Consider the following 25,960-nt stretch of genomic DNA (forward strand, 5'->3'; position numbering starts at 1 on the left):
GTTTTATTTTATTTTTTCTTCATTTCATGCTCATTTTATCCTTTCGAAAGGACTGTTAACTATGCCATCTGCCATTGAATTACAGACATTTATTCCAGTTATATTAGGAGGGAACTTAGGCGCTTATAGTACGGCACGCTCATTTTATGAAGCCTATAGCGTTACTTCTCTCGTTTTGTGTACTTTGCTCACTGGACCTATCGACCATTCTGCCTTCATTGAACCAATAGTTGAGCCTAAAATGATGCAACCAGAAGCATTGCTAACTCTCTTAAAAAATATTGATAAACGTTACCCAACTATTAAAAAGATCCTTTTAGCAAGTACCGATAACTCTGTTGAATTGCTTATCACTCATAAATCACATTTTCCTAAAAATTGGATTATTCCATATGTAGATAAAGAAGTTTTTTATCGTGCAACGAATAAAGCGAGCTTTTATACCATTTGTGAAAGCGAAAGTGTCCCTTATCCTAAAACCATAGTGATAAACGAATATGAACCTCATTTACCTTTTGGCTTCCCTATTATTATTAAACCGACAAATAGTATGAAATACCACGCCATCGACTATCCCGGTAAAGAAAAAGTTTATATCTGTGAAGACCACGCTACATACAAAAAGAGCATTCACGATATGAGGCATAATGGGTACGATGATGAAATTATTCTGCAAGAGTACCTTCCAGGCGATGATTCATTAGTTGGAGTGGCTACAGTTTATTCTTCTCATAAAACTGGAGAAGTAAAAGTTATTTCTTTCGGTCAAACGTTATTAGAAGATCACACTCCGTCAGCAATTGGAAATCACCTGGCTATTTTAACTAAAAAAGATGATCAAATTGTAAGAGATGTAACCAAATTAATCCACGCCACTGGCTGGACCGGATTTTCTAATTTTGATGTCAAATACGATTCACGTGATCAGACCTATAAATTTTTCGAACTTAATGCTCGTCTTGGCCGCAGCAATTATTATGTCACTGCTGCTGAGAAAAATACTGCTTCTTATTATGTAAAAGATTTCATTGAAAATAGTTCTATCGACTTCTCTATAGCGGATAAACAAATTTTATACTCTGCTGTGCCGAAAAAACTATTGTTGGATAATATCCATTCAGATGAAATAAAAAAAACTATTCAAGAATTATATAAAACTAACAAAGTTTACCACCCTTTAAATAGTCATGATGAGCCAAGTATCAAACGCAAACTTTACGTAACAATAGCTACTTTAAACTATTTCAAAAAATTTAAACGGTATCCTCAACCTTATTAACTTCTTATTCTATTGCGTAACAGGAAGGTCGTCCTAGTCATGAAGAATTTTTTTGCTATTTTAGGCGGTATGGGTACATTGGCCACGACTAATTTTTTACTTGAACTAAACAGCAGACACACTCCAACAAAAGATCAAGATTTTTTCAATTATATTTTATTTAATCATGCTGAGATTCCTGATCGTACAACATTTATCCTTGATCACTCAGCACCTAGTCCTTTACCTGCACTATTAGAAGATATTGAAAAAATCAATGTCTTACAACCAGCATTTATCGTCATTCCTTGTAACACTGCCCATTATTTTATCGAGGAATTAAAGAAAGCTACACCGATTCCAATCATCAATATGATTAAAGAAACGGTAAAGGCTATTCCTTCTAATTTTAATAAAAAAATTGGCTTAGCAGCGTCCCAAGGAACTTTAGAAAGTCAGTTATACGAACGTGAACTTCTTGCTAAAGGATTTGAAGTCATTCTACCAGATATCGTATTGCAAGATAAAATCAATCAATTGATTTATACCTTCATAAAAGAACAAGCTATCATTAATCTTTTCCTCTATGAAGAAATATTGGAAGAGTTTCATTCAATGGGAAGTGAAATCACTCTACTTGGATGCACAGAACTTTCGTTGGCCAATAGCCATGATCCGTTAAAAAGACTTCCCGTTATTGATGCTGAAAAGATTCTGTTAGATCGGACCTTTCAGCTAGCACAAGACTTGAAAATAAAAGTTTAAAAAAATAGGATTCTTTTTACAAAGAATCCTGTTTTTTTTAGTTTGCTATTTAATTAATTCATAAATGGCTTCTGCGTAAATGCTCATTGCATTCATTAAATCATCAATTGCCATAAATTCGTTAGCTTGGTGCATGGTGTCGATACTGTTCGGGAACATCGCGCCATAAGCAACTCCACGTTCCAACAAACGGCCATATGTTCCACCGCCAATTGTTTGTTCATGTGCTTCTAATCCCGTTTGTCTTTGGTAAACATCTAAAAGTGTCTTAACTAATGGATCTTCAGCTGATACATAATGCGGCATTTGTTCTTTGCCTCGACTAAGAGTTACGCCATACTCAGCTAATTTACTTTCCATTTTAATTTCGATTCCTTCAGGTGTTACCCCTTTAGGGAAGCGAATGTTTACTGCAATAACTCCACCATTTTCAGGAGTGAACGTAAATACACCTGAATTCATTGTTAAGTCTCCCATAACGTCATCAATGTAATCTAATGCTAATTTTTCAGCTTTAGTATCTTCATGCAAATACTCTGCTGTCAATTGTAAGTAGTTTTTAGCATCTCCACCAAATGAATAACGGTTTAAGAAAGCAGCCAAATACGTTCCAGCATTTACGCCTAAATGCGGTGCCATACCGTGAGCAGCTTTTCCTCCTACTTCAATCGTAACTTGATCATCAACTACTTTGATTGTTCCTGTAATTGGAGAAACTTCAACAAAGTCATAAAAATCTTTTTCAATTTGTTCAGCTTCTTCACTAGTAAAGATAGCAGTAGCATCTTGAGGAACCATATTTTCACGCAAGCCAGCATCAAAACTTATTAATTCATTTTTTCCGCCTTTGTTGTTGCCTTTTGTGTTTATATAAACCGTAAGAATCCCTTTTTCACCATTGATAATTGGAAATTCTGCATCTGGAGAGAAACCAAAGTCTGGGATTGGTTCATTCGCTAAATAATGATCCATACACATCCAGCCACTCTCTTCATCTGTTCCAATAATAAAACGAACTTTTTTAGAAACTGGTAATTCTAGGTCTTTGATCATTTTCAAAGCATAATAAGCAGCCACGCCTGGTCCTTTATCATCACTAGACCCACGAGCGTAAATGCGTCCATCTTTGATCACAGGGCTGAATGGGTCGGTTTCCCAGCCAGTTCCAACTGGAACGACATCAACGTGAGCAAAAACGCCCATTGTTTCATCGCCGGCACCGTATTCGATATGTCCAGCTAAATTACCAACATTTTTAGTAACAAATCCATCTCGTTCTCCCAAAGCTAAGAATGCTTCTAACGCTTCTTTCGGTCCTGGACCTACTGGAGCATCAGTTGTTGCTTTGCTATCATCGCGTACGCTGTCAATTTTAAGTAATTCTACTAAGTCTGCTATGAAATCATCTTTTCGATTAGCAGCTTCTTTTTTCCAATCAATTGTCATATTTTCAACACTCCTTTTTATTTTATCAACACATCTATCATATCACTTTTCGTTTCTAAGACCAACGTCTAGTCCAATTTTTTTGCTATCTACTTAGTAGAAGAAGTTTCGTGCAAAAAATAAGCATTCGTTCTATAATCGATGAGAGTGTAAGTTTAAATTATTGGAGGGTCTTAAGTGAAAGAAATAAATTCAGAAGCCATTCAAGGCATGATTCCCAAAAGAAAAAAAGAGAGTCATAAAGCTGATTATGGTCGTGTGCTTGTAATAGGCGGAAACGAAGACATGGGCGGAGCTATCATTCTTACTGCTAGTGCTGCCGTTTATAGTGGAGCTGGGTTAGTTACTGTCGCAACAGCTAAAGTAAATCATACGGCTTTACATGCACGGCTGCCAGAAGCAATGGTCTTTGATATGTATGATGCAGATCGATTGCTTAAACAGCTCGCAACAGCAACCGTTATTGTCATTGGTCCCGGACTAGGTCTCTCTTCTGAATCATTAGCTATTTTAAAGTCCGTTTTAGCATCCGTCACAAAAGAACACTACTTAATTATTGATGGCAGTGCCATCACTTTAATGGCTAAAAACAACTTAAAGACACCGATAGCTAAAACAATCTATACGCCTCATTTAGGCGAGTGGCAAAAGCTTTCTCACTTAAAACCGACTGAACAGAATGAGACCTTAAACATTCAAGCCCGTAAAGAATTAAAGGCTGCAGTCGTTTTAAAACAAGCGCGCACAGAAATCTACTTTTTAGATGAAGTTTGGAAAAATAGTCTAGGCAATCCTGCAATGGCAACTGGCGGTATGGGAGATGCATTAGCGGGTATGATTGCTGGATTTAGTGCTCAATTTAAAAATAATCGTTTTGCTATCATTACTGCTGTTTTCTTGCACAGTAAAATTGGAGATGATTTAGCTAAAAAGCAATATGTTGTTCTTCCAACACAAATTATTGCTAATATCCCTTTTGTAATGAAAGAATTCTCTACAAAGTTCATTTTTTAATTTCATTGGTCCTCTATCTGGTTATTAGCGTTTTATTCCTCTTTAACAAATCTTATCGTATGAATTGTAATCTTTTTCCTTTCCAAGTATACTCATTTATAATCTAGTCAGCTCCATCATTCAGATTAAAAAGGAGTGGTATATATGGTAAAACGCATCATTGAACATGATCCATCAGACCCAGATTTTATACCAGAAAACGTTCCAACTGATCTAGCTAGAGGTGAAAAACAAACACGTTCTACTCGAACACAACATTTAGATTATGATGACAAAGACTTAGATTCAGCCATTCACACTGCTGGAGATTTAGAAATCGAAGAAGATTTCCCTCCAACAGAGTCACCTGATAGATCTGATTTTTCTCAATAGACGCAAAAAGGAATCAAGGTAAAAACCTTGATTCCTTTTTTTAGTATTTAGTTATCTTTTAAACTAGCTAATTCTTCTTTTGTCAGTTGTCTGTACTCACCTAGTTCTAAGGTTTCATCTAATTGTAAGCTCCCCATAGACAAACGCTTCAAATAAATAACAGATTTATCTACAGCTTCAAACATACGCTTAACTTGATGAAACTTTCCTTCGTGTATCGTGACTTGAATAACAGAGCTTTCTTTTTCAAAATCTACAGATAGTATTTCTAATTTAGCTGATTGACAATTAAATCCATCATCTAACGTTATACCATTCTCAAATGCTTGAACATCTTGTTCATCAACTACTCCTTCAATGATGGCTTCATAACATTTATCCACATGTTTTTTTGGGGAAAGCAAGTTGTGTGCTAACGTTCCATCATTGGTTAAAATCAGTAAACCTTCTGTATCCTTATCTAGTCTGCCCACGGGAAACGGATCCATGACTTGGTCTTGCGGCTGTAGCAAATCAATGACTGTTTTATGCACATGATCTGTCGTTGCACTCACAACTCCTTGTGGTTTATGCAACATAAAATACATGAATTCTTGGTATTGGATGACTTCTCCTGAAACCTCGATTTTATCTGTCTCTGGATTCACGTGAGTTTTTCCGTCTTTTTCAACTAATCCATTTACAGTTACTTCTTTTGCTTTCAATACATTTTTCACCGTTTTTCTTGTTCCAAATCCCATATTGGCTAACAGTTTATCCAATCGCATTTTCTTTGCTCCATTCTTTTAAAACAATTAATTAAAAAACTAGTTGAAACTTTTTTTGTCTCAACTAGTTTCTTTTATTTAATGTGCAGTTTAGCTCTTATACCTGTAACACGAGCTCCTAATAAACGATCCGCTAAACGTGTTTTTAAAGAAGCATACATATAAACTCCACCGCCAAATAAAACTGAAATACCCATTACCAAAAGTGCACTTGTTCGATTGGTTGGATTCATTACTAAGTAAAGCATTTCTTTAACGACAAACGTCACAACAGCCATCGCTAAAGTGATGATTACCATCAATAATATACGTCTACTAACTAATCCAACATCAAAATGCGTAACTTTATACATCTTTCTTAACATTATGAAGACTGTGACACCAAATCCAAAGATATTAGAAACAAACATTCCATTTGTACCGACTATTGCCAACATTGGATATTGAAATGCTAATTTTACAACTAGCCCAATGACTAGTGCCCATAGTGCGGGCCTTGTTTGGTTTGCAGCTTGCATAGTTGATCCCATAAGGACAAACAATCCTAAGAATAAACTCATAAAAGAAGCGACTTGTAATGAGGTTGTTCCAAAATCGCTATGTCCATAGAAAACCGTGTATAAAGGTTCAGCTACTATCATCATTCCAATTGAAGCCGGCAGCATAATAAAGAAAAATAATTGCAGGCTGTCGCTGATTTGACGAGCAATTTTTTTAAAATCATTTTTAGCTATCAACTCTGAAATTAACGGAACAGATGTGATTGCCATTGATCCACCAAAAGAGATGACAATCATAATCAATTTATTAACATTTCCTGAAGCCACTCCATAATTATTCACAATTTGTTTTGGCGACAATTCAGAAATCCGAATCATAATTTGTTGAAACGTAAATTGATCAATCATTTGAAAAAGCGTAATACCTGAACCAATAATGATAAACGGAACAGCAGTACGGATAATCGATTTAAAAATTTCATTTGTAGAAATACTTACTTTATTCAAACTTTGAGATGCGCGTTCATCTAACTCTGGTTTTTTGCGCCAAATAATGTAGAACAAATACCCAATACTAAAAACAGCACCAATAACGGCTGCAAATGTTGAAGCAGAAACCGCATTTACTACTGAACCATTCCATACTTTACGAATCAAAAACACTGCAGCCAGCATAAAAATAACACGAGCTAATTGTTCAATAAATTGTGAAATAGCTGAATACTTCATCACGTGATGCCCTTGAATATATCCACGAGTTACACTCATGCAAGGAATAATCAGTAATGCCCAACTTAGTGAACGAATAACCTGTGTGGCATTTTCAACCGAAACATTTGGACTGCTTGCTGCTATAAACGGCGCCGCAACATACATAATTAATGCCGACACGACACCTGTAACAGCCATTATTTGTAACCCTTTTTTGTAAATATTTTGACTTATTTCGTATTCATTTAAGCTATTGTAATAAGAAACTTGTTTAGCAATTGCGGATGGAACGCCAGCTGTTGCAATATTTAAAAATAAAGCATACGGTGTGTACCCAATTGTATAAAGTGCGTTTGCTGATTCTGCTATATCTTGATTCCCCATCCAAGCCATCCAAGGAATAATGTAGAGAGCTCCTAATAATCGAGATAAAATACTTCCACCTGTCATCCAAGCTGATCCACTGATCATTTTATCTTGTGAACTCATTTCTTTTTTCGGTTGTTCAATTTTATTATCATTGACTGTATCTTTTGACATGACTCAAAAACCTACTCTCATACTTTTGTATATCAGGTTCTATTTTACTTCTTAACTAAGTGGGTTGCAATGCTTAAAGGACCTCTCACACTTAACTTTAAAGAAAAATTAAATTCTGTTTACGGTAGTTGAATGAAAAAGAGACAAGACAAAAGTCTCATCCCTTTTTTTCTTATACCCATAATTCGTTTAAAACCTACTTGGAAATCAGCTTAATTCGCTACAATATTTACCAATCTTCCAGGAACAACAATCACCTTGCGAATCGTTTTTCCTTCAATGGCTTCTTTGATTTTTTCATTACCCATAGCTAATTTTTCTAAATCATCTTTAGAGATTTCTTTTGCTGCCTGAGCTTTTGCTTTTAACTTTCCATTAACTTGGAATACAACTTCAATTTCATCTTCAACTAAGAATTTTTCATCGAATGTAGGCCAAGCAACATAAGAAATACTTTCATTACTATTTGTTAAATGAGCCCACAATTCTTCTCCCATATGTGGTGCGATGGGTGCAAGTAATTGAACAAAAGATTTTATATAATCTACTGGCAATGCGTCGGCTTTATAGGCTTCATTAACAAAGACCATCATTTGAGAAATTGCCGTATTGAAACGCAATTGTTCAAAATCTTCTGTTACTTTTTTAACCGTTTGGTGATAAACAACATCAAGATATCCATCATTAAACGTTGTAATACGGTCGCGAACTTTGCCCTCTTCATCCATGATCAAACGCCATACACGATCTAAGAATTTGCGGCTTCCTTCTAATCCGTTTTCGTTCCATGCAATTGAAGCATCTAAAGGTCCCATGAACATTTCGTACATACGTAATGTATCTGCACCGAATTTTTCTACAACGTCATCAGGATTTACAACATTTCCTTTTGATTTAGACATTTTTTCATTATTTCCGCCTAAAATCATTCCTTGATTGTATAATTTTTGGAAGGGTTCTTTAGTTGGAACAACACCAATATCATAAAGGAATTTATGCCAGAAACGAGCATATAACAAATGCAATACAGCATGTTCAGCTCCACCAATATAAATATCCACTGGTAACCATTGTTTTAATTTTTCTGGATCTGCTAGCATTTCTTTATTTTTAGGATCGATAAAACGTAAGAAGTACCATGAGCTACCTGCCCATTGTGGCATAGTATTTGTATCACGGCGTCCTTTCATTCCTGTTTCAGGATCGACAACATTTACCCATTCCGTAATATTTGCTAATGGAGATTCACCAGTTCCACTAGGTTTGATTTCATCTGTTTTTGGCAATATTAATGGCAATTCAGATTCAGGTAACGTTGTTGACGTACCATCTTCCCAATGGATAACTGGAATAGGTTCTCCCCAATAACGTTGACGGGCAAATAACCAGTCACGTAAACGATAAGTCGTTTCTTTTTTACCAACACTATTTTCTTCTAACCAGTTATTTATTTTATCAATCGCTTCTTCTTTTCCAAGACCATTCAAGAAGTCAGAGTTGATGTGTAGACCATCTTCAGTGAAGGCAGCATTTGCTACATCTCCACCTTCCAGTACAGGAAGAATATCTAAATCAAAAGTTTTTGCAAATTCATAATCACGTTCATCATGTGCTGGAACAGCCATGATTGCACCAGTTCCATATGACGCTAATACATAATCAGCAATCCAAATCGGGATTTCTTTGCCGTTTACAGGGTTAATAGCGTAAGCACCAGTGAACACTCCTGTTTTATCTTTATTCAAATCTGTTCGGTCTAAATCGCTCTTTAAACTAACTTTTTCAACATAAGCATTTACTTCAGCTTCTTGTTCAGGAGTCGTAATTTGTTTGACTAACTCTAATTCTGGAGCTAAGACACTGTAAGTTGCACCAAACAAAGTATCTGGAAGAGTCGTAAAGACCGTAAATTTATGATCTGTATCTTTAACAGTAAAGACTACATTTGCTCCAATTGATTTTCCAATCCAATTGCGTTGCATATCTTTAATGCTTTCTGGCCAATCTACTAACTCTAGATCATCTAACAAACGATCTGCATACGCTGTAATTTTCAACATCCATTGTCTCATTGGTTTACGAAAAACAGGATGTCCTCCACGTTCACTTTTTCCATCAATTACTTCTTCATTAGCCAATACGGTTCCTAATGCCGGACACCAGTTCACAGCTACCTCAGCCTCATAAGCTAATCCTTTTTCGTATAATTTAGTAAAAATCCACTGTGTCCATTTGTAATAATCAGGATCAGTTGTATTTACTTCACGTTCCCAATCGTAGCTAAAGCCCAATGAATTGATTTGGCGACGGAATGTTTCGATATTGTGCGCAGTGAATTCAGCAGGATCATTCCCAGTATCTAATGCGTATTGTTCAGCTGGCAATCCAAATGCGTCCCATCCCATTGGATGCAACACGTTGAATCCTTGAGCACGTTTCAAACGAGAAACGATATCTGTTGCTGTATAGCCTTCTGGATGACCTACATGCAAGCCTTGTCCTGATGGATAGGGAAACATATCTAGTGCATAAAAATTTTCTTTTTCAGCGTCTTCCGTTGTACGGAATGTTTTATTTGAAGCCCAATAATCTTGCCATTTTTTTTCAATCGTTTTATGGTTAAAGCTCATATTTATCCCTCTTTCATTTCTTAATCAAAATAAAAATCGTCCTATGAATGCAGATGACTATCTGTACTCATAGGACGATTAAATAATTCATTACTCGCGGTACCACCTATGTTTTCTACAACTATTCATTAATTAAACGAATTAATTGTAGACTCCTCATACCCTTAACGCAGGTGCTACGTCTTTGTCTACTCCTATTTCAACAAAGCAACTCTAAAGGCGAGTTCAAAAGTCTTTTTTATGCATTTCCACCACCCATGCACTCTCTCAAAAAAAATCGTTTCTACTATTCCTTTTCACTGTTTTTTTCTATTGGTTTCATTTTAACAAAAAATAGCCTCTGGAGCAATAAGAAAAGCAGTCCGTTCATTTCTAATAAGACTTTTGCTCTCTCAATTACATCATTTTTTAATTTTCACTGCTGTTCCACTGCACGTCACCATGATCATTCCATTATCTGCACCTAATGTTTCATAGTCCATTTTCACTCCAACGATAGCATCTGCACCTAGTTCTACAGCTCTTACTTCCATTTCTTCTAGCGCTTTACTACGAGCCTCTAACAGTTCATTTTCATAGCCTTGAGAACGCCCACCAAACATATTTCGTAAACCCGCTCCCATATCTTTGAATAAATTAATCCCAGAGATGACTTCACCGAATACAATTCCTTCATAAGCTGAAATTTCATAGCCTTCAATCGACGTTGTTGTAGTAACGATCATCATTTACACTCCCTTTTTAGTTTAGCTAAAAAAAACAGAGACCCAACCTGATGGCTGGTCTCTGTTATCCTTATTTGATAATCAAAGATTGACCAACAAATATAACATCTGATTTTAAATAATTTACTGCTTTTAAGTCTGAAACTGACATACCGTATTTTTGAGCAATATCCCACAGTGTATCATTGCTGACAACCTTATGCGATTTTACATTACTAGTATTTGGTTTTACAGGTGCTGTAGCAGTTGTCGTGCTTTTTACAATTAATTTTTGACCAACATAAATCGTATCTGACGTTAAGTTATTAGATTTTTTCAAATCTGATACGGATACGCCATTTTTTGAAGCGATGCCCGTTAATGTATCGCCTGATTTTACAGTGTACGTTGAGCTACTTGTATTTCCTGTACTTGGCGTTGGTGTTGTCGTTCCACCGGATGTTGAGCCGCCTTTGATTGTCAACGCTTGGTTCACGTAGATTGTATCTGTTTTCAAGTTATTCCATGATTTCAAGTCTGATACGGATACACCATTTTTCGACGCGATGCCCGTTAATGTATCGCCTGATTTTACAGTGTACGTTGAGCTACTTGTGTTTCCTGTACTTGGCGCTGGTGTTGTCGTTCCACCGGATGTTGAACCGCCTTTGATTGTCAACGCTTGGTTCACATAAATCATATCTGTTTTCAAGTTATTCCATGATTTCAAGTCTGATACGGATACGCCATTTTTCGACGCAATGCCCGTTAACGTATCTCCTGATTTAACTGTGTATGTTGAGCTACTTGTATTTCCAGTACTTGGCGCTGGTGTTGTCGTTCCACCGGATGTTGTGCCGCCTTTAATTGTCAATCCTTGATTCACATAAATCATATCTGTTTTCAAGTTATTCCATGATTTCAAATCTGATACGGATACGCCATTTTTTGAAGCAATACCCGTTAACGTATCTCCTGCTTTAACTGTGTATGTTGAGCTACTTGTATTTCCAGTACTTGGCGCTGGTGTTGTCGTTCCACCGGATGTTGTGCCGCCTTTGATCGTCAATCCTTGATTCACATAGATCATATCTGTTTTCAAGTTATTCCATGATTTCAAGTCTGATACGGATACGCCATTTTTTAAAGCGATGCCCGTTAATGTATCGCCTGATTTAACTGTGTACGTTGAGCTACTTGTATTTCCAGTATTTGGCGCTGGTGTTGTCGTTCCACCGGATGTTGAGCCGCCTTTAATTGTCAATCCTTGGTTCACATAGATCATATCTGTCTTCAAGTTATTCCATGATTTCAAGTCTGATACGGATACACCATTTTTCGACGCGATGCCCGTTAATGTATCGCCTGATTTTACAGTGTACGTTGAGCTACTTGTGTTTCCTGTACTTGGCGCTGGTGTTGTCGTTCCACCGGATGTTGAACCGCCTTTGATTGTCAACGCTTGGTTCACATAAATCATATCTGTTTTCAAGTTATTCCATGATTTCAAGTCTGATACGGATACGCCATATTTTGAAGCGATGCCTGTTAATGTATCTCCTGATTTAACAGTATATGTTGAGCTACTTGTATTTCCAGTACTTGGCGCTGGTGTTGTCGTTCCACCGGATGTTGAGCCGCCTTTAATTGTCAATCCTTGGTTCACATAGATCATATCTGTCTTCAAGTTATTCCATGATTTCAAGTCTGATACGGATACACCATATTTTGAAGCGATGCCTGTTAATGTATCACCTGATTTAACAGTATATGTTGAGCTACTTGTATTTCCTGTATTTGGCGTTGAGACATTCGTATTCTCATTTGGTATAGGATTAGTTTGAGGTTGCTCTCCTGAAGATTTCGTATCATATTGTGTTAAATTATATGAATTTATAATAGCATTCAATTTAGAAGCATATGTTGGGTCCGTTGCATAACGTCCTTGCAACCACGCAGTCGCTTCAAAAGCACTATCCGTATTACTTACCCAAGCACCTGCGTAATAATTATTATCCCATGAAGTACCCTTTTTTATTAAATTAGCATTATCTTGTAATGATTCAGCATAAGAAGGATATTTCTTGAAGTTTTGCGGGATATAAATCCAACCTGTTGAAGAACTCCATTCAGAAGTGTACATCGTAACACTATTTCCATTATAGCTTCCTTTTATACCAAATAAATTATGGTTTGGACTTGTCGCTAATTTACTGCTGCCATAACCACTTTCTAAAGCTGCTTGAGCAATCATGACTGAAGCGTATAAGTTATTGTTTGCCGCCACTTGTTTTGCATAAGATGAAACAGCATTAATAAATCCAGCTGGTGTTTTTGCACCTGCAATTGCTTCATTTGTGTTACTTGGAGTGGTTACAGGCGTAGTTTTAGCTGCTGTTTCATTTAAAGCTAAAACTTGTCCAGGTTTAATAAGATCTGAAGATAAATTATTCCATTTTTTCAGTTGTGTTACAGTTACACCATTAGCACTGCTAATTTTATTTAAAGTATCTCCAGATTTAACAGTGTAGGTTTTTGCTGTTGCTACAGAAGTTGTTGCTACTTTAACCGTTTCTGTCACAGATGTTGTCACTGCTTTTACTTGGGCTGATGTAGTTGTTGCAGCAACTTTTGGAGTAGCAACTTTCGCTTTAACCGTTTCAACGATAGCTTTTTCTTTTTCAACTACTGGTTCTACTGCTGATTTTTCAGATTCTACAGCTGGTTCAATAGTATCTTCTATTTCTTCTGGAATACTGATTTCCACTTCACGTGGTGCTTCTACATCTTCTGATATGTTTGTGTCATTAACATCATTATTTTCTTTTGCTAATGATTCTTCTACTATTACTTCTTCTATTATTTCTTTTTCTAGAACACTAATTTCAACTTTATTTGGTACTTCTACAGCTTTTGGTTCTGTGATTTCTTCATCTGCTACATCAGTTTCTACAGGAATAGTCGCATTCAACTCATCCGTTGAGTCAATATCGGTTTCGGTTTCGGTTTCGGTTTCGGTTTCGGTTTCGGTTTCGGTTTCGGTTTCTTGAGCATTTAAAATTAAATCATTAATTTCCTCGACTGATAATTCGTCAAATTCTAAAGCTTCAAACTCTTCAATTGTCATACGTGCCTTAAGTTTATTAATTATTTGTTCTTTCTCAGTTAAACCATCTTCTGATATGTACTCACTGCTACCAGTTTCTACTGCTACTTTTGTACCTTCTTTTGCTTCATCTACATCATTATTCTGTTCAAGTGTTTTTTCCAATTCATTGCTGCTTTGTCCTGCTAATTCATTTGCACTAGCTGATGCAGAAAAAGCTGGAAATGCTAGTAAGCTCACTAATAGAGTTGTGCTAAAAACAGCTGTGCCTTTTTTGATCAATTCGCTAGAATATACTGAATGATCAACACTTTTTTTATTTTTTTCAGCTGAAATTCTTTCTTTTCTTGTTTTTTTCAAGTGAGTACCTCCTATTTTTTATTTAGACATTTTTAAAGTTGATTTGCATAAAGTCATTGCTATTTTATTATATCTTTACGATCCTTATAATGAAAGGTTAACTTAAACAGATGTCCGTTTTTTAATATACGTTACACAATCGTAATATAGTTTAATAGTTACAAGATCAATAATTTAGCATAAAAAAAAATCTGATGTATACAAACATCAAATCCTTTTCATCTATTTTCAAGCAAAAGATGTATCTAAAATCCAATCTTGCTGTAAAAGAAAATATGTAACCTTATTATAAGGAATCCAAATCTCAGCATTCATAATGTCTGAAATAGATTTCCAAAAAACAACGTCTGTCTGCTGTTGTTTTGTCGTATTAATTGCTATACTTTCATTATTTTCTGTTTGTACTATAATTTTTGGAAACTGAATACTTTTGATCTGACAAGTACCTACTGTTTCAGCATATTCACTGTCATCAATCAGCATTGTATTTCACTCCCTTTATCTACTATCTTAATTATATTCCTCAACTATTAAAAAAGAGATAAGAAAATCTTTTTTATCAGTTAATTACTAGTTCATTAGCTTGCTTTATTGTTAAGCAGCCTTTTCAGTTTATTCTATGCCTCAAATATGCTAAAATTATTATGTAAGGTACCTGTTTATTTAATTTTTACATTTTATAGAAAGTACGAGATAAAAATATGAGACCCTCAACGAATAAACCATTCTACACTTCAACCTATTTCTTTATCAGTCTGCTTCTACTCATCCCTTTTAGTATTTTGGCTTTTGGAGTAACAAAGCAAAAAGAATGGCTCAATACTTTTGACCAATTCATTGCTGCTCCCCTTTTAGCTGGTCGTTCTGTTGAAAAAACCATTTTTTATTCCTATATAACTGATATGGGAGGAACACTCTTTATTATTCTACTGACATTTCTTGTTAGTCTTTATTTCATTTTTAAAAAGAAAGATTTTAAAACCGCTTATTGGTATATTTTTCATGTTGCTGTAGGAGCGGGTGTATTAAATCAAGTCGTTAAGCTCATTTTTCAAAGAACACGACCAACTATAGAGCACCTTGTTTTACAAGATGGCTACAGCTTTCCTAGTGGTCATTCTATGGCTTCCTTGATTTGTTATGGCGGAATTGTTTTATTGATTTTCCATCTAAATCAAAAAAAATGGATTAATTTGTTAGCTTGTCTTTTGGCATCCGTCATTATTATTACTATTGGTATCAGTCGAATCTACTTAGGTGTTCATTTCCCTTCCGATGTCCTTGCAGGTTTTTGTTTAGCTGGCTCTTGGTTATCTCTTTCTGCTGCTATTTATTCAAAAAAAGTTCTAAAAAATAAACAAAGTTAAAAAGACGGCTCACAACAATGAGCCGCCTTTTTTTGTGTTCCATATAGGTTAATAAATAATAAAATGGACTAAACGATAATTATGTCCATAACCTTTCTCAAATCGATTGCACAGTCTTACGTTATGACTTCTTAAATCATAAAAATAATTCTATTTTTCTCATCGCAAATGAAAAAATAAGAAAGACCAATGACTAAAAAATCATTGGTCTTTCTTATTTTAATTTAACATCTTACTCAGCTAAAAAAATTTTCAAACTGTCAACTTTATCTGTTTGTTCCCAAGTTAACTCAATATCAGTACGTCCAAAATGTCCATAAGCTGCTGTTTGTTTATAAATTGGTCTTTGCAAATCTAGCATTTTGATAATACCAGCTGGTCTTAAATCAAAATTAGCTCGTACAGCTTCGATTAAGCGAGATTCAGCTACCGTTCCTGTACCAAACGTATCTATAGCGATAGAAACTGGATGTGCTACTCCGATTGCATAAGCTAACTGAACTTCACATTTTTCGGCGAATCCAGCTGCGACAATATTTTTAGCAATATAACGCGCTGCATAACTTGCTGATCTATCCACTTTTGTAGGATCTTTCCCAGAGAAAGCTCCACCACCATGACGAGCATAGCCTCCATAAGTGTCCACGATAATTTTACGTCCTGTTAATCCGGCATCTCCTTGTGGTCCGCCAATAACAAAGCGCCCAGTTGGATTAATAAAGTACTTAGTATCTTCATCTAATAATTCACTAGGTATTTCATGTTTAATAACAAGTTCAATCATATCTTTTTTCAATAATTCATAGGTTACATCAGGATGATGTTGTGTACTAATAACAATAGTATCTACACGCAATGGTTTATTATTTTCATCATATTCTACCGTAACTTGAGCTTTCGCATCTGGTCTTAAATAAGAGACCAACTTTTCTTTTCTAACGATCGATAACCGTTTTGTTAAACGATGACTCAATGAAATAGGTAATGGCATTAGTTCTGGTGTTTCATTTACAGCAAAACCAAACATTAAACCTTGGTCACCCGCACCAATTTGATCTAATTCATCTTGATTCGTTTCTTTCGATTCAATAGACTCATCAACACCTTGAGCAATATCTCTTGACTGTTCATCAATAGATACGATTACAGCACAAGTATCTGCGTCAAAACCATACTTAGCTCTTGTGTAGCCTATTTCGCGTATTGTATCACGTACCGTTTTTTGGATATCTACATACGTTGTAGTAGAGATTTCCCCTGCGACTAATACTAAACCTGTTGTTACTATCGTTTCGCATGCAACGCGTGCGTCCGGATCTTTTGTTAAAATCGCATCCAATATAGCATCACTAACTTGATCCGCTATCTTATCTGGATGTCCCTCTGAAACAGACTCAGAAGTAAATAATTTTTTTTCTATCATTACTTTGTTCCCCCTTTAAATTTTCGGTTACAAGGCTTCTCCACTTTAAAAGTGAATCCTCTCGGGAATCCGAATTGCAAACCTCATACATTCTACCATAATTTACGCCTTATTAATATCAAATCTATCACATTTGATAAATAACTGATTACTTTAATACTAATTATTTTTACTTATTTATTATTTACCTGTACCCTTCATCTCATTTTGGGTAAAATAAGAATAGACAAAAAATTAAAAGGAGTCTTCTAATTGGTGCAGCCTATTTATAGAACTATCAAACAGTATCTTTATCATCCTTTATTCTTAGTTATTATTATTCCTTTATCCTATCTACTAGCAGGCACTCTTTATGCTAGTCAATATACTCGATTTAATTTCATTCCATTCATTCTATTATATGGTTTCGTTTTTATAAACCACTTATTAGGAAATTTCTTATTTAAAACAGCTAAAATTACTCTTTCTTTTAACCATATATCCTTTATTGTATTTGAAGTAATTAATCTTTTGCTCATCTATTACTTTTCATCCGCAATTCATTCATTAGTAGGCCTACTTTGTTTCTTTTATAGTGCAGTGATCCATACTCACTTTTATTTAATTAGACAAGGATACACTTGGCTAACATTAGCTATTTCCAGTATTTTTAAAGGCGGTATACTAACTTACTTAAGTTTTTATGTCCAAGCAAATTTCATTCCGACTACCCTCTTTTATTGGAGTATTCCTTTAATTCTAGTTGTATTCTTAGTAGAGTTAGGGAAAATACAACTAAACTATCCAATGATCAATGTACAATTGACTGATCAACAGACAAATACTACTTTTTTAGATACAAAAAAATTCAACCGTTTTTTATTAGGTTTATTACTACTCATTTACCTAATAAGTTTTATCTTCTATATTCCTACTTTCAAAGGAACAACCTTTATTATCCTATTTACTTTACCTTTTGCCATCAAACTTATTCAGTATCTCTTTTCTAAAGAAGAGTTGATTGCTAAGAAACTTAAACAAAGAGCTTTACAGTTATATTCAGTTGCCTTTTTTATATCCTTTAGTGTTATTCTATTCATTCATACAAATTAAATATAAAATAAAGGTAGTGACGTTTAGAGGTTCTATAATAGTTAGTGTTGGTGACTAAAAGTCGCCAGCACTATTTTTATAGAAAATGACAAAAAATTAAAACAAGCGAAAATCTCCGTTAGAATAAAGTTACGACACCACATTCAAAGGGAGGATTTTCACTTGTATAAACTATAGGTAGTGATGTTTCGATTCACTTCCTTACTGCAGCATCCATGATAAAACAAAAAAAAGGATCGGAGAGAAAATCTCCAATCCTTTTTTTTGTTTATTTTATGACCCGTACGGGAATCGAACCCGTGATACCGCCGTGAAAGGGCGGTGTCTTAACCGCTTGACCAACGGGCCATTATTTTAAATAGTGCAATGGGCCTAAATGGACTCGAACCATCGACCTCACGCTTATCAGGCGTGCGCTCTAACCAGCTGAGCTATAGGCCCAAAAAAAAAAGCGGGTGACGAGAATCGAACTCGCATCAACAGCTTGGAAGGCTGTGGTTTTACCACTAAACTACACCCGCATTACAAGAAATGGCCCGGGACAGAATCGAACTGCCGACACCTTGAGCTTCAATCAAGTGCTCTACCAACTGAGCTACCGGGCCAAATATTTAATTAAACGGTCTCGACGGGAATCGAACCCGCGATCTTCTGCGTGACAGGCAGACATGTTAACCCCTACACCACGAGACCTTTTTTGCATTTAAAAACTATCTTTAAAAAAAAAGATAAATTGCGGGGACAGGACTTGAACCTGTGACCTTCGGGTTATGAGCCCGACGAGCTGCCAACTGCTCCACCCCGCGATAATATTAATGAAACATTTAAAAAAAGGAGGATAAGAGATTCGAACTCTTGCGTGCTTTTACACACCTGACGGTTTTCAAGACCGTTCCCTTCAGCCGGACTTGGGTAATCCTCCATAAGACTGATAAGATGATACTGTATTAAATTAAACAAAAATGTTTATGACCCGTACGGGAATCGAACCCGTGATACCGCCGTGAAAGGGCGGTGTCTTAACCGCTTGACCAACGGGCCTATAAAATTACAAAAAAATATAATACGGAGAAGGAGGGATTTGAACCCTCGCGCCGCGTTAACGACCTACACCCTTAGCAGGGGCGCCTCTTCAGCCACTTGAGTACTTCCCCAATAACTAAAAAATAAGTATTAATTTATTCAATGGGCCTAAATGGACTCGAACCATCGACCTCACGCTTATCAGGCGTGCGCTCTAACCAGCTGAGCTATAGGCCCATAAAAAAAGCGAGTGACGAGAATCGAACTCGCATCAACAGCTTGGAAGGCTGTGGTTTTACCACTAAACTACACTCGCAAAAACGGTCTCGACGGGAATCGAACCCGCGATCTTCTGCGTGACAGGCAGACATGTTAACCCCTACACCACGAGACCTTTTTTACATTTAAAAACTATCTTTTAAAAAAGATAAATTGCGGGGACAGGACTTGAACCTGTGACCTTCGGGTTATGAGCCCGACGAGCTGCCAACTGCTCCACCCCGCGATAATATTAATGAAGCTTTAAAAAAAAGGAGGATAAGAGATTCGAACTCTTGCGTGCTTTTACACACCTGACGGTTTTCAAGACCGTTCCCTTCAGCCGGACTTGGGTAATCCTCCATTATGATACAAGGGTACTTTAATCTTAACTGATTAATGGACCTTGTAGGACTCGAACCTACGACCGGACGGTTATGAGCCGTCTGCTCTAACCAACTGAGCTAAAGGTCCAAGATCTTTTAAATAATAATAATAGCGGCGAAGGGGATCGAACCCCCGACCTCCCGGGTATGAACCGGACGCTCTAGCCAGCTGAGCTACACCGCCATAATAAAAGTAATAATTTTAAAAAAAGTGGAGCCTAGCGGGATCGAACCGCTGACCTCCTGCGTGCAAGGCAGGCGCTCTCCCAGCTGAGCTAAGGCCCCTAATTTTTAAATCGGGAAGACAGGATTCGAACCTGCGACCCCTTGGTCCCAAACCAAGTGCTCTACCAAGCTGAGCTACTTCCCGTTAAATAAGGTTTTATTCTTTCTTTCAAAAGAAATGCACCCAAGAGGACTTGAACCTCTAACCCCTTGATTCGTAGTCAAGTACTCTATCCAATTGAGCTATGGGTGCAAATGGTGCCGAGGGCCGGAATCGAACCGGCACGGTGATCACTCACCGCAGGATTTTAAGTCCTGTGCGTCTACCTGTTCCGCCACCCCGGCTTTAGAACAGTTTTCATTCTTGCGAATGAGCTTACTAGTCAACCTAGTAAGCGAAAGACGGGATTCGAACCCGCGACCCCCACCTTGGCAAGGTGATGTTCTACCACTGAACTACTTTCGCAAAAAATGCCGGCTAAAGGAGTTGAACCCTCGACCCTCTGATTACAAATCAGATGCTCTACCAACTGAGCTAAGCCGGCTAAAGTGGTACTTCACTAATCATTCAAATAAAAAATGGTGCGGGTGAAGGGACTTGAACCCCCACGTCTTTCAACGCTAGATCCTAAATCTAGTGCGTCTGCCAATTCCGCCACACCCGCAAAAAGTATGGCATAACTAAACATGGTTGAATGATTAGTTATGAGTCATGCAGGATTCGAACCTGCGACCCTCTGATTAAAAGTCAGATGCTCTACCAACTGAGCTAATGACTCATGGTGGAGGTTGACGGGATCGAACCGCCGACCCTCTGCTTGTAAGGCAGATGCTCTCCCAGCTGAGCTAAACCTCCATATGAGAAAAATAATTGAATGTGCGTGGCAACGTCCTACTCTCACAAAGGGAAACCCTTCACTACCATCGGCGCTAAGAAGCTTAACTTCTGTGTTCGGCATGGGAACAGGTGTGACCTTCTTGCCATCATCACCACACAATTTCAATCAAGAGAACGTTGTTCTCTCAAAACTGGATAAGTTAAAAATCATTTTTCGTTCTGAAACCATCTTACACCGTTTAAAAAATTTGGTTAAGTCCTCGACCGATTAGTATTGGTCCGCTCCATCTATCGCTAGACTTCCACTTCCAACCTATCTACCTGATCATCTCTCAGGGGTCTTACTCACTTACGTGATGGGAAATCTCATCTTGAGGGGGGCTTCACGCTTAGATGCTTTCAGCGTTTATCCCGTCCACACATAGCTACCCAGCAATGCCCTTGGCAGAACAACTGGTACACCAGAGGTGTGTCCATCCCGGTCCTCTCGTACTAAGGACAGCTCCTCTCAAATTTCCTACGCCCGCGACGGATAGGGACCGAACTGTCTCACGACGTTCTGAACCCAGCTCGCGTACCGCTTTAATGGGCGAACAGCCCAACCCTTGGGACCGACTACAGCCCCAGGATGCGATGAGCCGACATCGAGGTGCCAAACCTCCCCGTCGATGTGGACTCTTGGGGGAGATAAGCCTGTTATCCCCAGGGTAGCTTTTATCCGTTGAGCGATGGCCCTTCCATGCGGAACCACCGGATCACTAAGCCCGACTTTCGTCCCTGCTCGACTTGTAGGTCTCGCAGTCAAGCTCCCTTATGCCTTTACACTCTGCGAATGATTTCCAACCATTCTGAGGGAACCTTTGGGCGCCTCCGTTACACTTTAGGAGGCGACCGCCCCAGTCAAACTGCCCGTCAGACACTGTCTCCCAGCCCGATAAGGGCTGTGGGTTAGAGTGGTCATACAGCAAGGGTAGTATCCCACCAACGCCTCCACCAAGACTGGCGTCCTGGCTTCATTGGCTCCTACCTATCCTGTACAAGCTGTACAAACACTCAATATCAAACTGCAGTAAAGCTCCATGGGGTCTTTCCGTCCTGTCGCGGGTAACCTGCATCTTCACAGGTACTATAATTTCACCGAGTCTCTCGTTGAGACAGTGCCCAGATCGTTACGCCTTTCGTGCGGGTCGGAACTTACCCGACAAGGAATTTCGCTACCTTAGGACCGTTATAGTTACGGCCGCCGTTTACTGGGGCTTCAATTCTGAGCTTCGCCCGAGAGCTAACCCATCCTCTTAACCTTCCAGCACCGGGCAGGCGTCAGCCCCTATACGTCATCTTACGATTTTGCAGAGACCTGTGTTTTTGATAAACAGTCGCCTGGGCCTATTCACTGCGGCTGACCAATTGGTCAGCACCCCTTCTCCCGAAGTTACGGGGTCATTTTGCCGAGTTCCTTAACGAGAGTTCTCTCGCACACCTTAGGATTCTCTCCTCGACTACCTGTGTCGGTTTGCGGTACGGGCAGTTTGTTTCTAACTAGAAGCTTTTCTTGACAGTGTGACATCGGGAACTTCGGTACTTAATTTCCCTCCCCATCACAACTTGTTCTTAAAGAAGCAAGCATTTGACTCACTTCAAAACTTGTTGCTTGGACGCGCATATCCAACAGCGCGTATTCCTTAGCCTACTGTGTCCCTCCATTGTTCAAACAAAACAAACTGGTACAGGAATCTCAACCTGTTGTCCATCGTCTACGCCATTCGGCCTCGACTTAGGTCCCGACTAACCCTGGGAGGACGAGCCTTCCCCAGGAAACCTTAGTCATTCGGTGGACGGGATTCTCACCCGTCTTTCGCTACTCATACCGGCATTCTCACTTCTAAGCGCTCCACTAGTCCTCACGATCTAGCTTCAACGCCCTTAGAACGCTCTCCTACCATAGAACCAATGGTTCTATCCACAGCTTCGGTGTTATGTTTAGCCCCGGTAAATTTTCGGCGCAGGGTCACTCGACTAGTGAGCTATTACGCACTCTTTAAATGATGGCTGCTTCTGAGCCAACATCCTAGTTGTCTAAGCAACTCCACATCCTTTTCCACTTAACATAAACTTTGGGACCTTAGCTGGTGGTCTGGGCTGTTTCCCTTTCGACTACGGATCTTATCACTCGCAGTCTGACTCCCGGATATAAATCAATGGCATTCGGAGTTTATCTGAATTCGGTAACCCGAGAAGGGCCCCTAGTCCAAACAGTTGCTCTACCTCCATGATTCTAATTCCGAGGCTAGCCCTAAAGCTATTTCGGAGAGAACCAGCTATCTCCAAGTTCGATTGGAATTTCTCCGCTACCCACACCTCATCCCCGCATTTTTCAACATACGTGGGTTCGGTCCTCCAGTGCGTATTACCGCACCTTCAACCTGGACATGGGTAGATCACTTGGTTTCGGGTCTACGACCACATACTCATTCGCCCTATTCAGACTCGCTTTCGCTGCGGCTCCGTCTCATCAACTTAACCTCGCATGGGATCGTAACTCGCCGGTTCATTCTACAAAAGGCACGCTATCACCCATTAACGGGCTTTAACTATTTGTAGGCACACGGTTTCAGGGGCTATTTCACTCCTCTTCCGAGGTTCTTTTCACCTTTCCCTCACGGTACTGGTTCACTATCGGTCACTAGGGAGTATTTAGCCTTGGGAGATGGTCCTCCCGGATTCCGACGGAATTTCTCGTGTTCCGCCGTACTCAGGATACTGATCAGAGTGAATTTGGTTTCGGATACAGGGCTTTTACCTTCTTCGGCAGACCTTTCCAGGTCGCTTCTCCTACCAAAATCATTTATGACTCTATGTGTTCAGTCCTACAACCCCAGAAAGCAAGCTTTCTGGTTTGGGCTATTCCCGTTTCGCTCGCCGCTACTCAGGGAATCGATTTTTCTTTCTCTTCCTGCAGGTACTTAGATGTTTCAGTTCTCTGCGTCTACCTCTACTGACCTATGTATTCAGTCAGCAGTAACATCCTATAAAAGATGCTGGGTTCCCCCATTCGGAAATCTTTGGATCAAAGCTCACTTACAGCTCCCCAAAGCATATCGGCGTTAGTCCCGTCCTTCATCGGCTCCTAGTGCCAAGGCATTCACCGTGCGCCCTTATTAACTTAACCTATGGTTAATCGTTAATTTTCAATACTCATCTTTCGATGAGAACCTTAAAAACTTACTTTTAAAAATTTTCGGTGTGTTTCTGGTTTCTTACTTGAATTACAATTTTTAACTTTATCCAGTTTTCAAAGAACAAGGTGTTACGATTTAAAAGATTGAGAAGATTAGACCTCTCAAAACTAAACAAAGTAAGTACGAATGTGTGGGTTTCCGTTAGTTTCCTTAGAAAGGAGGTGATCCAGCCGCACCTTCCGATACGGCTACCTTGTTACGACTTCACCCCAATTATCTGTCCCACCTTAGGCGGCTGGCTCCCAAAAGGGTTACCTCACCGACTTCGGGTGTTACAAACTCTCGTGGTGTGACGGGCGGTGTGTACAAGACCCGGGAACGTATTCACCGCGGCGTGCTGATCCGCGATTACTAGCGATTCCGGCTTCATGCAGGCGAGTTGCAGCCTGCAATCCGAACTGAGAATGGCTTTAAGAGATTAGCTTGGCCTCGCGACCTTGCGACTCGTTGTACCATCCATTGTAGCACGTGTGTAGCCCAGGTCATAAGGGGCATGATGATTTGACGTCATCCCCACCTTCCTCCGGTTTATCACCGGCAGTCTCACTAGAGTGCCCAACTGAATGCTGGCAACTAATAATAGGGGTTGCGCTCGTTGCGGGACTTAACCCAACATCTCACGACACGAGCTGACGACAACCATGCACCACCTGTCACTTTGTCCCCGAAGGGAAAGTCCTATCTCTAGGATTGTCAAAGGATGTCAAGACCTGGTAAGGTTCTTCGCGTTGCTTCGAATTAAACCACATGCTCCACCGCTTGTGCGGGTCCCCGTCAATTCCTTTGAGTTTCAACCTTGCGGTCGTACTCCCCAGGCGGAGTGCTTAATGCGTTAGCTGCAGCACTGAAGGGCGGAAACCCTCCAACACTTAGCACTCATCGTTTACGGCGTGGACTACCAGGGTATCTAATCCTGTTTGCTCCCCACGCTTTCGAGCCTCAGCGTCAGTTACAGACCAGAGAGTCGCCTTCGCCACTGGTGTTCCTCCACATATCTACGCATTTCACCGCTACACGTGGAATTCCACTCTCCTCTTCTGCACTCAAGTTCTCCAGTTTCCAATGACCCTCCCCGGTTGAGCCGGGGGCTTTCACATCAGACTTAAAGAACCGCCTGCGCTCGCTTTACGCCCAATAAATCCGGACAACGCTTGCCACCTACGTATTACCGCGGCTGCTGGCACGTAGTTAGCCGTGGCTTTCTGGTTAGATACCGTCAGGGGATGAGCAGTTACTCTCATCCTTGTTCTTCTCTAACAACAGAGTTTTACGATCCGAAAACCTTCTTCACTCACGCGGCATTGCTCCGTCAGACTTTCGTCCATTGCGGAAGATTCCCTACTGCTGCCTCCCGTAGGAGTCTGGGCCGTGTCTCAGTCCCAGTGTGGCCGATCACCCTCTCAGGTCGGCTACGTATCATCGCCTTGGTGAGCCATTACCTCACCAACTAGCTAATACGCCGCGGGTCCATCCATAAGCGGTAGCCGAAGCCACCTTTCTTCCATTCGTCAGGAGACGATTAGAAATATGCGGTATTAGCATCCGTTTCCGAATGTTATCCCCCTCTTATGGGCAGGTTACCCACGTGTTACTCACCCGTCCGCCACTCCTTAACTTCTATGGGTGCAAGCACCCGGTGAAGTTAAAGCGTTCGACTTGCATGTATTAGGCATGCCGCCAGCGTTCGTCCTGAGCCAGGATCAAACTCTCATATAAAATGATGCTTGAAGCTCATTATTGAATTGCTAGCGAATAATTATTCACTATTTTGTTACTGTTGACTCAGCACTGCTGAGTCACCCTCACATTTGGTTCGTCTTACTTTGTTTAGTTTTCAAAGGTCTAAAGCTTGCTGTGTCAGTTCTTGACAACTTCTAAATTATAGCAGTTGGTTTTTAACTTGTCAACAAGTTTTTGATAAATATTTTTTTAATTG

The 25,960-nt window shown here is 39.1% G+C and carries 14 protein-coding genes, 25 tRNA genes, 3 rRNA genes, 1 riboswitch and 1 other annotated feature; of the genes, 6 read left to right on the forward strand and 36 right to left on the reverse strand.

Going from position 1 to position 25,960, the window contains the following annotated elements:
* The first annotated feature begins 61 nt into the window (after positions 1 to 61).
* Together BP18_RS06190 and BP18_RS06195 are read left to right on the forward strand one after the other, a co-directional pair.
* Positions 62 to 1,279 carry a carboxylate--amine ligase gene (locus tag BP18_RS06190; RefSeq protein ID WP_035050496.1) on the forward strand — a complete coding sequence of 406 codons (1,218 nt, stop codon included), beginning with the start codon at positions 62 to 64 and terminating at the stop codon, positions 1,277 to 1,279.
* 39 nt (positions 1,280 to 1,318) lie between these two features.
* A complete protein-coding gene (locus BP18_RS06195) occupies positions 1,319 to 2,023 on the forward strand; it encodes an amino acid racemase (RefSeq protein WP_035050498.1) in 705 nt (234 codons plus the stop codon).
* A 45-nt stretch (positions 2,024 to 2,068) separates the two neighbouring features.
* Here the strand turns inward: BP18_RS06195 and pepV are convergent, their stop codons facing one another.
* Positions 2,069 to 3,469, reverse strand: a complete 1,401-nt coding sequence (gene pepV, locus BP18_RS06200) for a dipeptidase PepV (protein ID WP_029278403.1) — start codon at positions 3,467 to 3,469, stop codon at positions 2,069 to 2,071.
* A gap of 177 nt (positions 3,470 to 3,646) precedes the next feature.
* Here pepV and BP18_RS06205 point away from each other — a divergent pair, with 177 nt between their 5' ends.
* Together BP18_RS06205 and BP18_RS06210 are read left to right on the forward strand one after the other, a co-directional pair.
* Positions 3,647 to 4,483 carry an NAD(P)H-hydrate dehydratase gene (locus BP18_RS06205; protein WP_007725466.1) on the forward strand — a complete coding sequence of 279 codons (837 nt, stop codon included), beginning with the start codon at positions 3,647 to 3,649 and terminating at the stop codon, positions 4,481 to 4,483.
* Between the two features lie 144 nt (positions 4,484 to 4,627).
* Entirely contained in the window at positions 4,628 to 4,855 is a 228-nt protein-coding gene (locus BP18_RS06210; RefSeq protein WP_007725467.1) for a hypothetical protein, read from the forward strand.
* A gap of 47 nt (positions 4,856 to 4,902) precedes the next feature.
* Here the strand turns inward: BP18_RS06210 and BP18_RS06215 are convergent, their stop codons facing one another.
* From BP18_RS06215 to BP18_RS06240, 6 genes are all read right to left on the reverse strand, one after another.
* The gene (locus BP18_RS06215) at positions 4,903 to 5,622 is read right to left on the reverse strand and encodes a pseudouridine synthase (RefSeq protein WP_007725468.1); all 720 of its coding nucleotides are present in this window, start codon (positions 5,620 to 5,622) and stop codon (positions 4,903 to 4,905) included.
* Positions 5,623 to 5,696: 74 nt separating this feature from the next.
* Complete coding sequence (locus BP18_RS06220) at positions 5,697 to 7,373, reverse strand: putative polysaccharide biosynthesis protein (RefSeq protein WP_007725470.1); 1,677 nt, start codon at positions 7,371 to 7,373, stop codon at positions 5,697 to 5,699.
* Positions 7,374 to 7,585: 212 nt separating this feature from the next.
* Entirely contained in the window at positions 7,586 to 10,003 is a 2,418-nt protein-coding gene (gene leuS, locus BP18_RS06225) for a leucine--tRNA ligase (protein WP_029278400.1), read from the reverse strand.
* 67 nt (positions 10,004 to 10,070) lie between these two features.
* Positions 10,071 to 10,312, reverse strand: a binding site (T-box leader).
* Positions 10,313 to 10,404: 92 nt separating this feature from the next.
* The gene (locus tag BP18_RS06230) at positions 10,405 to 10,728 is read right to left on the reverse strand and encodes a putative heavy metal-binding protein (RefSeq protein WP_007725473.1); all 324 of its coding nucleotides are present in this window, start codon (positions 10,726 to 10,728) and stop codon (positions 10,405 to 10,407) included.
* Positions 10,729 to 10,798: 70 nt separating this feature from the next.
* Positions 10,799 to 14,173, reverse strand: coding sequence for a LysM peptidoglycan-binding domain-containing protein (locus BP18_RS12945; RefSeq protein ID WP_035050500.1), 3,375 nt, complete (start codon positions 14,171 to 14,173; stop codon positions 10,799 to 10,801).
* A 228-nt stretch (positions 14,174 to 14,401) separates the two neighbouring features.
* Entirely contained in the window at positions 14,402 to 14,656 is a 255-nt protein-coding gene (locus tag BP18_RS06240; protein WP_007725477.1) for a hypothetical protein, read from the reverse strand.
* 218 nt (positions 14,657 to 14,874) lie between these two features.
* Between BP18_RS06240 and BP18_RS06245 the strand changes: the two genes are divergently transcribed.
* Complete coding sequence (locus BP18_RS06245) at positions 14,875 to 15,540, forward strand: phosphatase PAP2 family protein (protein WP_029276387.1); 666 nt, start codon at positions 14,875 to 14,877, stop codon at positions 15,538 to 15,540.
* Positions 15,541 to 15,772: 232 nt separating this feature from the next.
* Here BP18_RS06245 and metK read toward each other — a convergent pair whose 3' ends face one another.
* Positions 15,773 to 16,963 (reverse strand): methionine adenosyltransferase, encoded by a 1,191-nt coding sequence (gene metK, locus BP18_RS06250; RefSeq protein ID WP_007725481.1) that lies wholly within the window; start codon positions 16,961 to 16,963, stop codon positions 15,773 to 15,775.
* Positions 16,961 to 17,048: riboswitch (SMK box riboswitch) on the reverse strand. (Overlaps the previous gene by 3 nt.)
* Before the next feature lie 170 nt (positions 17,049 to 17,218).
* Between metK and BP18_RS06255 the strand changes: the two genes are divergently transcribed.
* The gene (locus BP18_RS06255; protein ID WP_007725482.1) at positions 17,219 to 18,055 is read left to right on the forward strand and encodes a hypothetical protein; all 837 of its coding nucleotides are present in this window, start codon (positions 17,219 to 17,221) and stop codon (positions 18,053 to 18,055) included.
* Between the two features lie 276 nt (positions 18,056 to 18,331).
* Here the strand turns inward: BP18_RS06255 and BP18_RS06260 are convergent.
* The 28 genes from BP18_RS06260 to BP18_RS06395 all read right to left on the reverse strand — a co-directional run bounded on the left by BP18_RS06260 (position 18,332) and on the right by BP18_RS06395 (position 25,740).
* Positions 18,332 to 18,403: transfer RNA gene (locus BP18_RS06260), tRNA-Glu, on the reverse strand.
* A gap of 19 nt (positions 18,404 to 18,422) precedes the next feature.
* Positions 18,423 to 18,496 (reverse strand) — tRNA-Ile (locus BP18_RS06265).
* Positions 18,497 to 18,505: 9 nt separating this feature from the next.
* Positions 18,506 to 18,576, reverse strand: a tRNA-Gly gene (locus tag BP18_RS06270).
* Positions 18,577 to 18,587: 11 nt separating this feature from the next.
* Positions 18,588 to 18,660, reverse strand: a tRNA-Phe gene (locus BP18_RS06275).
* A 15-nt stretch (positions 18,661 to 18,675) separates the two neighbouring features.
* Positions 18,676 to 18,748, reverse strand: a tRNA-Asp gene (locus tag BP18_RS06280).
* Between the two features lie 40 nt (positions 18,749 to 18,788).
* Positions 18,789 to 18,861 (reverse strand) — tRNA-Met (locus tag BP18_RS06285).
* A gap of 26 nt (positions 18,862 to 18,887) precedes the next feature.
* A tRNA-Ser gene (locus BP18_RS06290) sits at positions 18,888 to 18,977 on the reverse strand.
* 47 nt (positions 18,978 to 19,024) lie between these two features.
* A tRNA-Glu gene (locus BP18_RS06295) sits at positions 19,025 to 19,096 on the reverse strand.
* A 25-nt stretch (positions 19,097 to 19,121) separates the two neighbouring features.
* Positions 19,122 to 19,209 (reverse strand) — tRNA-Ser (locus tag BP18_RS06300).
* Between the two features lie 32 nt (positions 19,210 to 19,241).
* A tRNA-Ile gene (locus BP18_RS06305) sits at positions 19,242 to 19,315 on the reverse strand.
* 8 nt (positions 19,316 to 19,323) lie between these two features.
* Positions 19,324 to 19,394, reverse strand: a tRNA-Gly gene (locus BP18_RS06310).
* A gap of 5 nt (positions 19,395 to 19,399) precedes the next feature.
* A tRNA-Asp gene (locus BP18_RS06315) sits at positions 19,400 to 19,472 on the reverse strand.
* A gap of 38 nt (positions 19,473 to 19,510) precedes the next feature.
* Positions 19,511 to 19,583 (reverse strand) — tRNA-Met (locus tag BP18_RS06320).
* A 26-nt stretch (positions 19,584 to 19,609) separates the two neighbouring features.
* A tRNA-Ser gene (locus BP18_RS06325) sits at positions 19,610 to 19,699 on the reverse strand.
* Between the two features lie 37 nt (positions 19,700 to 19,736).
* Positions 19,737 to 19,810: transfer RNA gene (locus tag BP18_RS06330), tRNA-Ile, on the reverse strand.
* Between the two features lie 22 nt (positions 19,811 to 19,832).
* A tRNA-Met gene (locus BP18_RS06335) sits at positions 19,833 to 19,906 on the reverse strand.
* Positions 19,907 to 19,934: 28 nt separating this feature from the next.
* A tRNA-Ala gene (locus tag BP18_RS06340) sits at positions 19,935 to 20,007 on the reverse strand.
* 11 nt (positions 20,008 to 20,018) lie between these two features.
* Positions 20,019 to 20,092, reverse strand: a tRNA-Pro gene (locus BP18_RS06345).
* Positions 20,093 to 20,126: 34 nt separating this feature from the next.
* Positions 20,127 to 20,200: transfer RNA gene (locus BP18_RS06350), tRNA-Arg, on the reverse strand.
* Between the two features lie 3 nt (positions 20,201 to 20,203).
* Positions 20,204 to 20,292, reverse strand: a tRNA-Leu gene (locus BP18_RS06355).
* 49 nt (positions 20,293 to 20,341) lie between these two features.
* Positions 20,342 to 20,413, reverse strand: a tRNA-Gly gene (locus BP18_RS06360).
* 6 nt (positions 20,414 to 20,419) lie between these two features.
* Positions 20,420 to 20,492 (reverse strand) — tRNA-Thr (locus BP18_RS06365).
* A 35-nt stretch (positions 20,493 to 20,527) separates the two neighbouring features.
* Positions 20,528 to 20,612, reverse strand: a tRNA-Leu gene (locus tag BP18_RS06370).
* Positions 20,613 to 20,653: 41 nt separating this feature from the next.
* Positions 20,654 to 20,726, reverse strand: a tRNA-Lys gene (locus tag BP18_RS06375).
* A gap of 1 nt (position 20,727) precedes the next feature.
* Positions 20,728 to 20,803 (reverse strand) — tRNA-Val (locus BP18_RS06380).
* 23 nt (positions 20,804 to 20,826) lie between these two features.
* Positions 20,827 to 20,942: ribosomal RNA gene (gene rrf, locus BP18_RS06385) — 5S ribosomal RNA — on the reverse strand.
* Between the two features lie 91 nt (positions 20,943 to 21,033).
* A 23S ribosomal RNA gene (locus tag BP18_RS06390) occupies positions 21,034 to 23,954 on the reverse strand.
* A 224-nt stretch (positions 23,955 to 24,178) separates the two neighbouring features.
* Positions 24,179 to 25,740, reverse strand: a 16S ribosomal RNA gene (locus BP18_RS06395).
* The 16S, 23S and 5S rRNA genes sit together here with 25 tRNA genes alongside, the layout of an rRNA operon.
* Between the last annotated feature and the right edge of the window lie 220 nt (positions 25,741 to 25,960).

Origin of the sequence: Carnobacterium jeotgali MS3, from assembly GCF_000745125.1 — a bacterium.
Lineage (GTDB): Bacteria > Bacillota > Bacilli > Lactobacillales > Carnobacteriaceae > Carnobacterium_B > Carnobacterium_B jeotgali.

Bases quoted from the DNA above. Each gene is read 5' to 3' on its own strand.
- BP18_RS06190 (WP_035050496.1), top strand. From the start codon at position 62: ATGCCATCTGCCATTGAATTACAGACATTTATTCCAGTTATATTAGGA.
- BP18_RS06195 (WP_035050498.1), top strand. From the start codon at position 1,319: ATGAAGAATTTTTTTGCTATTTTAGGCGGTATGGGTACATTGGCCACG.
- pepV (WP_029278403.1), bottom strand. From the start codon at position 3,469: ATGACAATTGATTGGAAAAAAGAAGCTGCTAATCGAAAAGATGATTTC.
- BP18_RS06210 (WP_007725467.1), top strand. From the start codon at position 4,628: ATGGTAAAACGCATCATTGAACATGATCCATCAGACCCAGATTTTATA.
- BP18_RS06215 (WP_007725468.1), bottom strand. From the start codon at position 5,622: ATGCGATTGGATAAACTGTTAGCCAATATGGGATTTGGAACAAGAAAA.
- BP18_RS06220 (WP_007725470.1), bottom strand. From the start codon at position 7,373: ATGTCAAAAGATACAGTCAATGATAATAAAATTGAACAACCGAAAAAA.
- leuS (WP_029278400.1), bottom strand. From the start codon at position 10,003: ATGAGCTTTAACCATAAAACGATTGAAAAAAAATGGCAAGATTATTGG.
- BP18_RS06230 (WP_007725473.1), bottom strand. From the start codon at position 10,728: ATGATCGTTACTACAACAACGTCGATTGAAGGCTATGAAATTTCAGCT.
- BP18_RS06240 (WP_007725477.1), bottom strand. From the start codon at position 14,656: ATGCTGATTGATGACAGTGAATATGCTGAAACAGTAGGTACTTGTCAG.
- BP18_RS06245 (WP_029276387.1), top strand. From the start codon at position 14,875: ATGAGACCCTCAACGAATAAACCATTCTACACTTCAACCTATTTCTTT.
- metK (WP_007725481.1), bottom strand. From the start codon at position 16,963: ATGATAGAAAAAAAATTATTTACTTCTGAGTCTGTTTCAGAGGGACAT.